The organism is Actinospica robiniae DSM 44927, from assembly GCF_000504285.1.
In the GTDB taxonomy this organism is placed as follows: Bacteria; Actinomycetota; Actinomycetes; order Streptomycetales; family Catenulisporaceae; genus Actinospica; species Actinospica robiniae.
In genome coordinates this window covers 9333836-9348673 of record NZ_KI632511.1, presented here as the reverse complement: position 1 = coordinate 9348673, position 14838 = coordinate 9333836, and the positions used below count along the sequence as shown (strand labels likewise).

6 protein-coding genes are annotated in these 14838 nt (G+C 69.2%); 2 read left to right on the top strand and 4 right to left on the bottom strand.

Features of this window, described 5'->3' with window-relative positions; translation table 11 throughout:
* Positions 1-159 precede the first annotated feature (159 nt).
* Complete coding sequence (locus ACTRO_RS40120; RefSeq protein ID WP_051450234.1) at positions 160-1527, bottom strand: ISL3 family transposase; 1368 nt, start codon at positions 1525-1527, stop codon at positions 160-162.
* 1046 nt (positions 1528-2573) lie between these two features.
* Between ACTRO_RS40120 and ACTRO_RS40115 the strand changes: the two genes are divergently transcribed.
* Positions 2574-3092, top strand: coding sequence for a hypothetical protein (locus ACTRO_RS40115; RefSeq protein WP_063628159.1), 519 nt, complete (start codon positions 2574-2576; stop codon positions 3090-3092).
* Here the strand turns inward: ACTRO_RS40115 and ACTRO_RS40110 are convergent.
* Positions 3065-4594, bottom strand: coding sequence for an MFS transporter (locus tag ACTRO_RS40110; protein ID WP_051452130.1), 1530 nt, complete (start codon positions 4592-4594; stop codon positions 3065-3067). The two genes, ACTRO_RS40115 and ACTRO_RS40110, sit on opposite strands and share 28 nt — an antisense overlap.
* A gap of 226 nt (positions 4595-4820) precedes the next feature.
* Between ACTRO_RS40110 and ACTRO_RS45040 the strand changes: the two genes are divergently transcribed.
* Positions 4821-5216, top strand: a complete 396-nt coding sequence (locus ACTRO_RS45040) for a LapA family protein (RefSeq protein ID WP_063628158.1) — start codon at positions 4821-4823, stop codon at positions 5214-5216.
* A 24-nt stretch (positions 5217-5240) separates the two neighbouring features.
* Here ACTRO_RS45040 and ACTRO_RS40100 read toward each other — a convergent pair whose 3' ends face one another.
* Both ACTRO_RS40100 and ACTRO_RS40095 read right to left on the bottom strand, forming a co-directional pair.
* Complete coding sequence (locus tag ACTRO_RS40100) at positions 5241-5510, bottom strand: acylphosphatase (protein WP_211244584.1); 270 nt, start codon at positions 5508-5510, stop codon at positions 5241-5243.
* Positions 5511-5540: 30 nt separating this feature from the next.
* Positions 5541-14822, bottom strand: coding sequence for a Tc toxin subunit A-related protein (locus tag ACTRO_RS40095; RefSeq protein WP_084316899.1), 9282 nt, complete (start codon positions 14820-14822; stop codon positions 5541-5543).
* Between the last annotated feature and the right edge of the window lie 16 nt (positions 14823-14838).

Genomic DNA, 14838 nt, shown 5'->3' with positions numbered 1-14838 from the left:
CGCTTGATGTCGAATGCTGCATCACCTTGATCCGCCATCCCGATTCCCGATCCGCGCGATGGGGTCGGTGCTCCGGTCGCCCTTGATGCTGAATCCTGCATCCCGATTCCCGATCCGTGTGAGAAGGTCGATGGTGGCTCATCGAGCTTGACCGTGCTGTCAGGCTTTTGAGCGGCGTCTGGGTTGGGCGTGGGGTCCGCTGGTGTGGGTGGTGAGGTGTCCACGGGCGCGGCGGGTGGTGGCGGCGCGTGCGCGTAGGCGCTGGTTGGCGGGGTTGCGGTAGCCGTAGGCGGTGCGGGCGTCGGTTTTGATCACGCGGTTGGTGCCCTCGGAGCCCGCGTTCGTCACGCCGGTGGTGATCGCGGCGAGGATCTGCGGCCACCAGGTCGAGACGGTGCCGGCCAGCCGCGTGATCTCCGGCAGGCCGCAGGCGGCGGCGTTCTCGTAGAACCTGATCAGCAGAGCGCTGATCTGTGCCCGGTCCGGGTGTGTGCCGTGGAGTGCGAGCAGGTCCATCAGGTCTTCCTTGACGTTCCATGCCTTGAGGATCGGTATACCGATCTTCGCGGGCAGTGCCCGGAGGTCGTCGATCATCGGGTCCAGGTGCTTCGCGTGCATCCGTGTGCCGGCGCGGGTGAGCCTGTTTCTCAGCTCCCACTCCCGGTTGCCCTTGCGTCCTCGGCGTCCGCGCGCCTGGACGGTGACGCGGCGGCGTACCTCGGTCAGCGCTGTGTTCGCCAGTTGCGCGACGTGGAAGCGGTCGACCACCAGCGCCGCGTGCGGCAGGCTGGTGCGGATCGCGGCCTTGAACACGGTGCACATGTCGATCGCCACGACCTGGACTCCGGCTCGCCATTGCGGGCTCTGCGCCTCGATCCACGCCGAGAGCGTCTCGGCGGTGCGGCCCTCGACCTGCCCGAGCAGTCCGGCGCCGCCGCCGAGATCGACCATCCCGACGTGCCATTTATCGGCCACGACCTCCCACTTCTCGTCGCCGCCTTCGCCGGGCACGAGCCGGAAGCGCGCCTTGCCGCGCCGGATCTCGTCGATGCCCAGGCGTGCGACCTGCGGTGTCTCGGCCGGTAGCGCGAGGCGGGTGTGGGCGGCGAACGCCGTCTGCGCGATCGGCCAGGACACCTCGTGGTCGCGGGCGGCCTGGATCACGGTGCGCCCGCGGTCGGCCACCGCCGCTCCGATCGAGGCGCGAAGCCGACCGGTCAGCCGGGCACGCGGCGGGATCTGCGGGACCGACTCGGTGAAGGTCGCCCGCTCACAGGCGGCGTTGCGGCAGCGCCAACGCCGCTTGGTCCACGTCAGCGCCGTCCGGCGCCCTGCCACCGGCAGATCCCGTGGCCGGGTGCGCACCCACGAATGCGCGTGCTGTGAACGCATCCCGCAGCCGGGACAGCATCTGGCCTGCTCAGACGCGGTCACCAGTGCCAGTATCGGATTCTCGTCGTCATCGAGCATGACGCGCACGACCTGCACCCCGTCGAGTCCGAACAGCAATGTCGTATCGTTGACCAAGCCCGTGGCTCCCTCGCGATCACTCTTGTCTCAGCAACTCGAATGATCACAGAGCGCCACGGGCGCCTCTACTTCAGCAAGACCCTGATCTACGGGCCACCGAACGCCCTACACCTCAAGCACGGTCAAGCTCGATGAGCCTCGATGGTCCGGTCACTCTTGGCGTCGAATTCTGCATCACCCTCATGCTGTCGACCCCGATCCCAGACCTCGCTGCAGAATCCCGCAGGCCAGCCACGTTCGATGCGGAAGGATTCTGCATCACCCTGATCCGATCCACCCGGTGCTCACCTGATGCGCAGGATCGCGCGGCCCGGTCGCACGCCGAGGGGAAATCCTGCACCGCCTTCGGCCCCACCCCGGTCCACCACCCTCCCGACACAAAACCCGACCCTCGTACTCTTCCATGCTAGACGCCACCACCGACAAAAACAGCGAATCCGGCCTTTGCCGGAAAAGAAAAAATACAGGAGATTTCCGGGCACTCGGGCGCGCTCCCCGTCGTTGAAGGAGTAGAGAAGAAGACAGCGGCCTAGAACGGCGATGCAGGATTCTTCCCGATCGAGCGCGACCGGGCCACGGGACAGGACTCGGCCTGAGCGCAGCTCGCACCACTCCCCCAGGGGGTGGGCTCTCTCCTCGGTCGGGCAGGCGAAGCCCAGTCAGGGTTCTGCCGGGAGGTCAAGCGGCGCGATGCAAGATCGAGCATCAGCGCAAACCACCGCCGCTTGAGCTCCCGGCAGGTTCCTGATTGCCTCCGGGGACCGACCGAGGAGAGAGCACGCCCCCGGCACCCGACCACGCCGAACCGCAGCCCGCCCCGTTAACGCCAGCACCCCACAAACCCCGGCACTCTCTCCGAGGGAAGGGCCTGCCAGCGGCGCCTTTCGATCTTGAAACTCCAGCCCGCCCCGCTACGCAACGGGTGGACACATGAAACCGGGCGAAGCGAAGCAGCCGCCCACACCACGACGACCACCCCACCCGACAAGACACCCCTCCCCACGAGCACCCGGCCGATCAGCAATTCGCAGTAAATTGGGTATATGCAGCAAACCAACCTCAATCAGCTGCCCGATGAGGTGCACACGGCGTACCTCGAGGAGCTCGGCCCGTCCGAGCGCTCGGCGTTGCTGTCCTGGCTGGGCTTCACCGGGACCTTCAGCCTGGCGCGGGGCATCACCCACAGCATCCGGGCGGGCCGCGGGCCGTTCCACGACATGAGCAAGGGCGGGATCCACCTGCACCACTACCTGTGGGGCATCGCCATGCTCACCGGCGTGGGCGCGATCGCCGTGCACGGGGAGGACGAGCGTCGGCGGCACCCGAGCGTGGCGCTGAGCTACGGCATCGGGCTGGGCCTGATCATCGACGAGTTCGCCCTGCTGGTGGACCTCGAGGACGTCTACTGGTCCAGGAACGGCCGCGTCTCGGTCGAGGTCGGCGCCGGGCTGATCGCCGTCGGCGGCACGATCTTCGCCGCGCTGCCGGTGCTCAAGCGGCTCGCCCGCAACCGCCGGCCCGGCGGCGCGGTGGCTCAGGCGGCCGGCGCCTCGGCCGGCTGACGGTCGGCGAAGTCCTTGTTCCGGATGAGCAGGAGCGAGACCACGCCGCCGGCCAGTGCGAGCACGGCGGTAACCACGAGCAGGTCGTTCATCGCGCCGGTGAAACTCGACCGGATGGCCGCTTGAAGTACCGGCTGCTGCGAGGCTGGGATGGAGCTGGTACTCGCGCCGCTGCCTTGGCCCTGGCGGACGGCGTCGATGATCTGGTTCGTGTGCGGGGCCAGCGGGGTCTTCGCGAGCGCGCTGGTGAGCTCGTTGCGCAGCGAACTGGTGAAGATCGAGCCGAGGGCGGCGATGCTGGTGGCGAGGCCCACCTGGCGGAAGGTGGAGTTGATGCCGGAGGCCATGCCCGCACGCTCCGGCTCCACCACGCCGATCGCGGTCGAGGCCAGCGGCGGATTCACGAAGCCCGCACCGAGGCCGGAGACGATGAACCCGGGGATCAGGTGCGTCCAGCTGCTGTCCTTGTTCAGCCCGGACATGAGCAGCAGCCCGACGCCCACGGCGAGCAGGCCCGGCCCGATCAGCCAGCGGGCCGAGATGCGCTCGCTGAGGCGGCCGGCGACGGTCGCGGCTACGAGCATCGACGCGCTGGAGATCAGCAGCCGGGTGCCGGTGCCCAGGGCCGAGAAACCCAGCACGTTCTGCAGGTAAAGCACGAGGTAGAGGAACATCGCGAAGAGCGAGCCGTTCATCGCGAAGGCCGCGCACAGGCCGCCGACGAAGGTCGGCTTGCGGAACAGGCCCAGGTCGAACATCGGGTCGGCTATCGCCCGCTCGGCGAAGATGAAGGCCACCAGCAGCACACCGCCGACGACCAGCGCGGTGATCGCCACCGTGTCGCTCCAGCTGGTCTCCCCCGCCCGGATCAGCCCGTAGACCAGGCCGACCAGCCCGAGCGTGAGCAGTGCGAAGCCGACCAGGTCGAGCCGGCCCGGGTGCGGCGCGCGCGACTCCTCCACCTTCCACAGCGTGGCGGCCAGGGCGAGCACCCCGACCGGCACGTTGACCAGGAAGATCCCGCGCCAGCTGATCCCGGTGGTGATCACCCCGCCGAGGATCGGGCCGAGCGAGACGGCGACGCCGGTGATCGCGCCCCACACGCCGAAGGCGACGCCGCGGTCGCGGCCGCGGAAGCTCTGGCCGAGCAGCGCCAGCGAGGTGGCGAACATGATCGCGCCGCCGACGCCCTGGCCGGCCCGGGAGACGATGAGCATGAGCGAGGACTGGGCGAGGCCGCACAGCAGCGAGCCGAGGGTGAAGATGACCAGCCCGATCCCGAACAGCCGGCGCCGGCCGTAGCGGTCGGCCAGCACGCCGGTGGTCAGCAGGCAGGAGGCCAGGGCCAGCGCGTACGCGTCGACCACCCACTGGACGTCGCTGAAGCCCGCGTTCAGGGCCCGCTGGATGTCCGGCAGCGCGACCACCACGATGGTGACGTCCAGCAGCAGCATGAACGTGCCGACGCACACCGCGAGCAGCGTCCACCACTTCTTCTCCATGAGCTCGCTCCCACTCCCGGCGATCACCGCGGGCGCGTAGAGCCGCCCAGGGACGGGCGTATGCCCGAACGGGTCGCCGATACCCCGATCCGGACCGGACCATGCGGGCCCAGGCCCGACCGGCGAACCGGTGATCTTCGGGCCCGACGGTGCGAGTAGGACGCAAATGGGGGTAATAGGGACCAAGCCACCACTGCCGCCGTCGAGCAGCGAAGGAGTCGGGACCGTGAGCAAGCATCCGAAGGACCAGCAGCAGCAGCTCGCTGGCAGCGAGCGGCCGGCCAAGCACTCCCGGCTGGGCGGGCTCTGGATCATGCTCATCCTGGGCGCGGTGGTCCTGACCCTGCTGCTGGTGTTCATCCTGATGAACTCCCAGCACGTTCCGGTGCACCTGTACGGCGCGAACATCAGCGCGCCTCTCGGCGTCGCCCTGCTGCTCGCGGCCATCCTCGGCGTGCTGCTCGTCGTGGTGCCGGGCGCCGGGCGGATCTACCAGCTGCGCCGCGCGACCAAGAAGCTGCACAAGGAGCGCGAGCACCTGGCCGGGCGGCTCGACGAGATCACCGGCGCCAATCGCGACGAGGGCGAGAGCGGCTCGCGACGGCAGCCGCCGCAGAGCTGACGCCCGAGCCCGGGTCGCGCGGGATCAGACTTCAATCGTGAACCCGGCCAGGCCGGCCGGGGCCTCCTCGAAGAGCTCGATGCGGTCCACCGCCGCCGACGGCGGCCCGAATCGCGCCCACGCCACCATCGCGTCGACGGCCTCCGGCGCGCCCTCGAAGACGGCCTCGACGCTGCCGTCGGGCCGGTTCCGCACCCAGCCGCCGACGTGCTGCGCGAGCGCCTCCCGGCGGCAGGTGTCGCGGTAGGAGACGCCCTGCACTTTGCCTGAGACGATCACCCGGACGCGGTTCATGCACGTACCCTAACCCGGTCGGCCGCCGCATCAGCTCGCTTTGTAGCCGACAAGCAGCAGCACGTCGGCCACTTGAGTCGGATCCAGGTGCCCGGTCGGAGTGGCGAAGGTCCAGGTGCCCAGCAGCGGGCCGCTCACCGGCAGGGTGGAGGACATCAGGGGCGTGCCGGCGACGGCCGTCCAGGCGGAGCCGGTGGCGCCGTTGAGCGAGACGGTGAGCGCACCCGGCACGACCGGCCCGGCAGCCTGCGGGACGAGCAGGGCCTGCGCGGAGGTGAAGGCGAGCGTCCGGCCGGTGAGGAAGTACGGGACCTGGCGATCGGTGAACGGGAAGGACGAGCTCGTGTTCGCGGCCGCGGTGCCGCCGGTGAGCTGGTTGTAGACACCCGGGAAGTCGTGGCGCAGGCTGATCAGCCGGCTCAGTCCGGTCGTGGCGGCGAACTGGGTCAGCTCGCTGACGATGCCGTTCTCGACCGTGTCGCGGAAGGCGCCGTCGTCGAGGGCCGTGTAGCTCAGGTGCACGACCACGTCCGAGATCGTCCGGTAGTCGAAGGACCGCAGCTTCGCGGGCAGGTCGAGCTGCCAGCTGCTCACGGCGCCGGCGCCCTCGAACGGCAGGTAGCGCTCGTCCCGGAAGGAGAGCTCGAACACGCCCGCGTCGCTCACGCCGGTGCTGGTCGCGATGGCGCTGGCGATCTTGGGCTGGCTGGGCACCGCCACCAGGCCGGACGGGCCGGTCGAGGGCGTGGCACGGACCTTGCTCGCGGTCATCGTGAGCTTCGCGCCGACGTTGACGTACGGGCCGGTCACGCCGGGCAGGGTGACGCGCACGGATTTCACCAGGCGCTTATAGTGGCCCGGGTAGACGACGTCGAAGAGCAGCTCGGGCAGGTCGAAGGCGCAGCTACCGGTCTCTCGCAGGGTATTGAGCGCGCCCGGGTCGACAATCGAGAGTGCGAAGTGCTGCGTCATCTCGTAGCGGCGCGTGTTGCCGGCGAGGTAGGCGTTCTCCATCTGCTGCAGCTGCACGAGCAGCCGCTCGGCGCTGAGCAGCCCGGCCTTGTCGCCGCTCCAGTTGTCCGGCGCGACGAAGAGCGTGTCGTCGTCGAGCTCGTACTTGTAAGCCACCTGTGCGGCCTGGGCGAGCTGGTACGCCGCGTCGTACGCCTGGCGGTGCAGGGTGGTGAGCGTGCGGGCGAGGTAGGTGAACAGGCCGAGCCCGGTGAACTTGCCCTTGTAGAAGGCGTCGAGGTCCGAGGCCTGGTCGATCGAGGTGCGGTGGATGTCGAGTTCGCGCTGGGCGTAGTCCGCCTTCTGCTGCGCGGCCTGGGCCTGCTGCGAGGTGCTGGCGACGTCCTGCTGAGCGAGCGTCAGCTGCTGCTGCCACTCCTGCGAGCGCCGATCGAAGGAGGCTTCCATCTGCGCGGCAGAGGCCACGACCTCGAGGATCGAGGCCATGGTCGAGCTCCACTCGGCGAACTCGACGCCGCTGTGCCCCAGCTCCTGGCCGCCGTACTTCATCGCGAACGGGCTGCCGATCTGCGGCACGAGGTAGGTGATGGCCGCCATCAGGTGCACGGCGCTCTCGACGCCGCGGATGGCGGCGGCGGCTTTGCGGCTGTCCTCTTCGAGCTGCTCCCAGCCGCTGAGGCCGCCCTGGATCAGGCCCTGGTAGTAGTCGGCGCGGTTCTGCGCGTTCGCCTGGGCGCCGAGCGCGGCTTGGGCGAGGAACTGCGCCTCCTGGACCTGCGCGTTTCGCACGTCCGTCGTCATCTGCAGGATCGTGCGCTGGTGCAGGGACTCGAGCAGGGTGAGCTCCTCGGCGTCCTTGCGCTCGAGCGCGGACAGCAGCGCCGAGGCGAAGGTCGCCACGCTCTGCGCGGCCTGGCGGGCGCGTTCGAGCAGATAGCTGAACCGGTACGCGGGGACCGGTGCGGCAAGGCCGGCCGTGGCCTGCTCGATCGACATGCCGGCGGCCTGCGCGCGCACCAGGTCCATCGGGTTGATCGGCGGGGCGAACAGCGCGAGCTGTCGGCGCACTCCGCTGATGTTCATGCAGTTGCGGATCTTGTAGAGCCGGTCGTCGACCCGGTCCCACAGCGCCAGGAGATTGCTGTTCGGCGGGACGCAGAACACGAGGGTGCTCTGCGCGACGAGCTGCGGCGCGTGGTAGATCGGGATGGCCTGGTTGACCCACTGCGAGGGGATGTCATCCCACTGCTTCGCCACGTTCAAAGCCTTGGCGTAGGTCAGCAGTTCGGGTGAAGCCGTCCACTGGAACTGATAGATCCAGTTCTCCAGGGTCACCAGGAAGTCCGAGGCGCTGCCGAGGCTCGGGGCGATGGCCGCGTAGGTGAGCTTGCTCTCGTCCAGCACCTCGCACTCGCCGAGGGAGACCGGACGCGGGCCGAGGATCTCGTCGGCGAGCACGTAGAGCATCGTCGCCTCGTTGATCGACTCCGTGGTGTCCTGGGCGAAGAGCGAGTCGCCCCAGTCCAGCAGGTTGCCGATGAACTGCATGACGATGGCCTTCTGGAACGCGCTGGGCCGCAGCCGCCCGATCGCGAACGGGTTGAACGGGTCGTCGCGGTACGCGGCGAGCGCGGCCGGGTCGGTCAGCTGCTGCTGCAGCGTGGGCACGGTCAGGCCTCGGAAGCCGACGTAGCGCCAGTTGCGGTCGGCGGGGGTGGCATCGCTCGCGGAGGCCGCGGCCGTGGGGTCGAAGACGTGGCGGAACCACTTCAGCGCGTCCGCGTACTGCCCGGCGGTGTTGAGCTGCTGCGCGATCAACCAGGGGATGTGCAGGTAGAGCTCTTTGAAGTAGGCGCCGAAGGCTCCGTGCAGATCGATGTGGTGCGGGTCGTCGGCCGGGCCACTGAGCTGGGCCGGAGCCGTGATCTTGAACGGCAGCGGCTGCTCGACCGCGTTGGTCTGGGTGGCCAGGTCGAGCAGCTGGTCGAGGCCGGATTCGGCGTTCGTCTCGCCGAGGTAGTCGGCGACCGAGGTGGACAGGCGGACGAGGCCGCGCGGTGCCCGGATCGGGGTGAACAGGATCGGATCGGGCACGCGGATGGCGTGCATATCCAGGCTGGGTCCCAGGAACATGCTGTGCGCCTGGACCTCGGCGTCGTCGCGGGCGATGGCCGCGTCGTGGATGTTGAGCGCGGCCGTGTCATGCAGCCGGCCCGGGTTCAGCAGCCGGTAGCCGGCCTCGTGCACGAGGAACTGCTGGTCCCCGATCTGCACGACGGACTCGGGGAAGCCGCGGTGCACGGCGTGCATGAAGTAGCGGCGTCCGGGGTCGGTGGCCTCGCGGTTCTCGTACGGATAGCCGGTGGTGACGATCGTGTGCGGCGTGGCGATGATCGTGGCCTGCTCGCGAGCGAGGTCGAAATCGGCTTCGGTGCCGTAGTCGCGGGTCTCGATGCCGAGGTACGCCGTGGATCCGGTGAAGTAGATGCCGAGCGCGGTGCCCTGGCCGAGATCCGGTATGCCGCTGCCGGTGACGAGCCGGTTGTGGAACAGATCGAGGCCGCGGTCGAAGTAGTAAGGGCTGAGCGTCGCGTTGTAGTAGCGCAGGACGACGCCCTTGCCGACGAGCCAGGGGTATGACTTCTCGTACGTCTTCGACAGCTCCATCGCGGCGATGTTCTCCTCGGGTGAGGAGTAGTAGCCTTCGAACACTTCGTCGACCGCTGAGATCGTCTCTTCGGGCGACGGATAGAGCCAGTCGAGCTTCTGCGGCTCGCGCCAGGTGCCGTCGGGTTCGAGCAGCGAGTACACGAGCTTGACCTGCACCTGGTAGTAGTCCGTGGAGGACGAGCCGCCCGAGATCGTGGTGTGGTCCTTGACGGTACCGTCGGCCCAGAAGACCATCAGCCGGCCCAGATGCATGGCCGCGGCGACGTACGGGCCGTCGATCGGCAGGTCGACGCTGACCCAGGCGGTCCAGGTGGTGGTGTCCCAGCTGCGGTAGTAGAAGCTGGGCGGATCCTGCTGGGTGCGGCCGAAGAAGTAGTACGTGTTGCTCGGCGCGTCGTGGAAGCTGCCGCAGATCCGCAGGTGGGCGAGGTCGGCCAGGTCGGTGAGGTAGCCGGAGTAGGCGTCGCCGGCGGTGGCGTCGGTGATCTGCTGCTGCATCAGCGCGTTCTCGAGGTCTTCGAAAGCGGGGGTCTTGTCGTCGCGCAGACCCGGGTCCATGTAGGACTCGGGGTAGAGGAAGACCTCCCGGTTGGCCTGCCAGACGCGGAAGTTCTGCCGCCAGGACCATTCGACGGCGGGGATGGCGCTCGGATCCACTCGGATGGCGGTGATGCTGGTGATGGCGGGGTCGGACTGCTCGAGGCCGGTGACGCAGCGCTGGATGTAGAGCTGCACGCTGGAGATCGCCGCGACCACGCGCGAGGTGCGGGTGCACCCACTCGTGTCCACATCGAGGAGGAAGTAGTCGTACAAATCGTCGTGACCGGTGAAGTGCAGCTCCGGCCGGCCGTCGATGAGGTAGCCGCAGAGTGCATCGCGCTTAAGCGAGTTGAGGCGGTCCTGGTACGGCTCGAGCGCGGTGTCGCGGGCGGATTCATCCGTGTACTGAGCGCCGATGGCTCCGTAGGCCACCTGCGCGGCCGCGGCGAGGGCGGCGTAGTCCGTATCGACGCCGAGCTTGAAGAGCGAGTAGGCGTTGACGCCGAGGGTCTTGCAGAGCGTGGCCAGTTGGTCGACGCGCTCCAGGGCCGCGATGGCGACGCTCGGAAGCGTCGCGGCGGTGAGCACCGAGGCGATCAGGCTCTGGTCGACGGCCAGGAGGTCAGCCAGCCGGGCTCGGTCGTCGGTGCTGAAGCTGCCGGCGCCGGCGTACGAGGTGAGCACGGCTTGACTGAGGGCCGAGGCGTCCGCGCCGGATCCGGTCGCGGTGGCCGTGGCGAGCGAGGAAGCGGATGCGGACGGGGACAGGACGCGCCCGACGTAGCCGGTGTAAGCCGCGACCGCCTGCACGTCGGCAAGTTTCAGCGCGCTGCGGTCGGTGATGCCGAGTTGCGCGGCGTTCGCGGTGAGGTAGTCGACCTCTGCGTCGGGCAGCTGGAGCTGCGCGAAGAGCAGGACGTCGCGCTCAAGGCGGCGGACGAGGTCGGTGAGCGGCTGGAGCAGCGCCGGGTTGTCCGGGATCCCGTTCGTGAACGTCGCGGCCAGCGCGTCCTGGATCGGAACCGTAATGATGGCGACGTCCTCGTCGGTCCACGTGAGCACGTCGGCCAGCCGACCGGCGCCGACCGTGAAGGCACCGCACAGCTCGGTCTTCAGGGTGACGACGGGGTCCGGCGCCGGGCCGGTCGGCGGGGCGGCTGCTTGGACACGCTGGACGAGTGCGGCGACGGTCTGCGGCGTGGTCGCGAATTTGACCGTCGGGCTTTCGACCCCTGAGATGATCAGCTGGAGCTGTCCGACGGTGAAGGCCGTCGCGGCCCCGAGCCAGGAGCCGAAGGCCTGCATCGCCTCGACCTGGTCCAGCGTGCTGACCGGCACCGCGGCCGCGCCTTGGACGAGCCCGAGCGCGGCGATCAGATCGGCCACGCCGAGGCCGAGCATCCGGCCGACCAGAACCTGGCGGTAGAGCAGGGAGAGCTTGCCCCGGTCGAGCGTGCAGTGGCCGTTGGCGGTGAACGGCAGATCGGCTTTGACGAGGTCGAACAGCAGCAGCAGATCGGTCTCGCTGATCCCGAGCCCGGCGAGCAGGAGGGGGGTCTTCGGATCGATCACCGGGGTGCCGCTGCCGAGCGTGGTGTCGAGTGAATAGTGATAGTAATCGGCCGTCTGGTTGAGCTCGCCGGTGCTGCTGTCCTTAATGCCGAAGATGTCGGCGAGGCCGAAGACCTGCTCGTACAGCAGCCGGTCGGCGGCATGGGCGGGCTGGAGCGGAAACGCCGCGGAGACGGGCATGTCGCCGATCAGCGCGCACAGCTGACTGACGCCCAGGCTCGTGCCGGTGCCCGACGCGCTCGCCTTCGCCGCGCTCTGCTGCACCGCGACGAGGCGGCCGACGAGGTCGACCGTGGCGGCGTCGAGCGCGGCCTGGCCGCTGAGCAGACCGGCCGTTTGGGCTGTCAGCAGCACGAGATCGAGATCTGTCACGGCCCAGCTGAACGGCGCTGCGGCGAGTGGCGCGTAAAGGCGCAGGAAGCGGAACGCAGTGTCGGCGCGGGCAGCGGTCAGGTTCTGCAGCAGTTCGGGGAAGTTCTGGATCTCGCCGCTCACCGGCTGCTTGACCACGGTGACGTTGGCGAGGCCGGAATCGCAACGTAGCGCGATCAGCGAGGTCAGCTGGTCGCGGCTGATGCCGGTGCGGCGCAGGAAGCTCTGGACCGGGAGATTGGCGAGATCAGCGGCGGAGGCGAGGCCGAGGCGGGTGACGACGCCGGTGGGGTCGTTGGTCTCGACGACGGTGGCATCGTCGGGCGAGAGGCCTGCGGCGGCCCGGTGCACGGTGACGGTCGGGGACTGAAGCGCCTGGTAGACCTGGGCCGGCGTCATCCCGAAGTAGCCGAGGTAGAGGCCGAGTTCCGCGAACGGCAGGGTGAACGGCACCTGGCAGGTGGCCTTGTTCGTCGGATCGCTCAGCACCTGGTAGGGATCAGAACCGAGCAGCTTCGTCAACGCGGCTTCGAGCACCTCGTCGACGATCTGCAGGTAGGGAATGAGCGTATTGGTGTTGTCGCAGGTGAGCGGCAGGGTCCAGAGATCGCCGCGACGGTTCTTGAGGTAGAGCGGGTGGTTGGTCAAGCCCGGTGTCACGAACACGGGCTCGGACACGTGCTGGTCGGTGAAGTGCATCAGGTCGACGAAGTATGCGGCCGGGCTGAGCACGGACTGGCAGTCGCCACAGTCGCAGTAATCCTGCGAGCCGAAGAGCTGCGCTAGTCCGTCGATCTTGAGTAGGTCGTCGAGGAGCTCCGGACCGGCGTTGTTGTTGACAGGGATCTTCATGTAGGGCCCGGTGAGCAGGTCGTTCGCCGTTCCGTAGAGGTGGGCGACCTGCAGCGCGAGATTCTGCGCCCGCGCGTAGGTGAACTGGGCCGTCCCGGCGTCGAGGCCGCTGGCTCGGGCGAAGGCCTCTGGCGTCAGGGCCGTGACGGCCTGCGCCGAGTCGAAGCCGTTGCGCGCGAGCGTGACGCGAGTGTCGGTCGTGTCGGCGAGCGCGAGCAGTCGCTGGTACGAGCCGAGTTGAGTCAGCACGCGAGGGTGGCCGCTGTCCGAGATGCCCTGCCAATTCAGGCCGGAAACGTCCCCGGTCACCAGGCTGACGGTGCGTAGATCGACGGCGGGGTTGTTCGCGAAGAAGGTGGCCACGTCGTCGCCGCCCGAGGCCAGGCGCGCGGCAAGGGCCTGGGTGGGGTAGGCGAGTTCGAGGCTGAGCTGGACGGTGGCCGCATACTGTTCCGCGGTCGAGCCGGGCGGGGTCGCGATGGAGTTCGCGGCCAGCAGCCGGGTCCACTGATCGGTGGACCAGCCCGCGAGCACGAGCGGGGTGGCCGAGCCCTGCTGCTGAAGGGCTTTGAGAAGCGGGATGTTGGCGTCGGTGAGGTCGCTCAGGCTCAGCAGGGCCTTGAAGCTCTGTGCCTGGTCCGCGGTCAGGCTGCGGTCGGCGACGAGCGACGCCAGGGTCACGTCCGGAGCATCGGCGAGCCCTGCGGCCGCGGCCGTGAGGGCGGAGGAGGCGCCCGCGGGCAGCGCCGCAAGATCGGCCAGGCCGGCGGTGGTCGCGGCGAGAACGTCGGCACGCAGCACGGGGTTGTCCCGGACGGTGTCGTTCAGATGCAAGACCTGGCTGACGCTCGCCGGAGGCTGGGACGCGACGCGCTTCCCGATGGTCACGACTTCGGCGATAGTCGCAGGGTCGGTGGTGCGCGCCTGGGTGAGGACGGTTGCGGCGAGGTCGTTGACGCTGGCCGACGCGGATGCCCGCCAGCCGAGCTCGTTGAGCGGGCCGTTGAACGCGGTCGCCAGCGCCGGACTCGCCGGACCGATCACTCGGAGCACGGCGGCTCTCAGCGCGGCATCCAAGCGGGTGTCCACGAGCGCGTTGGACGCGGCGGAAGTCTGCTGATAGCGGACAGCGGGCTGCGACAGCTCGGCGCCCTGCGACAATTGCCGACCACGCGCATCCGCCGCCAGGGCTGCGATGGCACGGGCACAAGCGTCGGCGGCGTCGCGCAGTGCGACCGGCGCGATCCCTTCGGCGACGGCTTTGCGCAGATCCGCGGCGAGTTGCGCGGCGCTCAGCGCGGAAAGCCCTTCGAACGTGCCGGGGTCGCCGACGCGGATGAGGCTGTAATACGCCGCAGTGAGTTGCGCGGGCTTGTCGGCCGCCGCGGCCGGAGTGGCGGCAAGGCCGATCGCGGTGATCAGCGCGCCGATGACGTCTGCGGCGTACGTCGTCTCCCCCACCAGGAACGCCGTGTTCTCCGCACTCAACTGGGCCAACCCGGCCGGTGGCGGCTGGTCGAGGAGCCGCCCGACCCGGTCCACGACGCGCTCGTACTCCGCCGGAAGGCCGGCCACGGCCGCTGGGAGTACGAGGTCGACGACCAAGTGGCGTGGTGCGTTGAAGTGCACCGGCGAGGAGACGCAAGGCTTTGAGTCGCCGTCGAGCGCGCGCACGACGATGTCGGCGGTGCCGAGGTCGGCTCGGGCGAACTGATGACGGGTGTAGACGATCCGGTAGTCGCCACGCACGTCGGTGCGGGTCTCGGACGCGAACTGCGGAGCGTGCGGGCCGAGCGGCTGGCCGCCGCGCAGATCGGTGTCGTACGCGCGGATCGCGACGTGTGCGGCCGGCTGTCCGTCGGGCCACGTCAGGGCGCCGGAGACGGAGTAGTCGTCGTCGGGGTCGGGCAGCGGCGGAGCGCCGATGAGGCTCGCGGCGAGCGACTCGTTCCAGGAGCCCGTCTCCTCGACCTCTGAGAACGGTTCCGCCTCCTGCTCGGAGGGTTCGGGCTCGGAGGCTTCGGGCTCGTCGGATTCACCGGGGCGCTCGCGCCGCTCCACGACGATGTCCGCCGACCCGTCCTCGGGCAGCTCGCTCAGCGCGGCGGAGAAGGCGAGTACCTGCCCTTCGGCCCCGACCGCGCACCCGACGACGAAGACCTCGTCCGCGGGCATCTCGAACTCGAGCTCGTACACGCCCTGCGGGTCGGCGAAACCCTGCGCGAGCGGCGTGGACACCGCGCTCTCGGCGTCCCAGCCGAGCACGGCTACGCGCTGACCGCCGACCGGCCGGCCGCCGCGGTCCCGCACCACTCCCCGGATGACAGACGGCATCCTCGTCTCCCCCTCG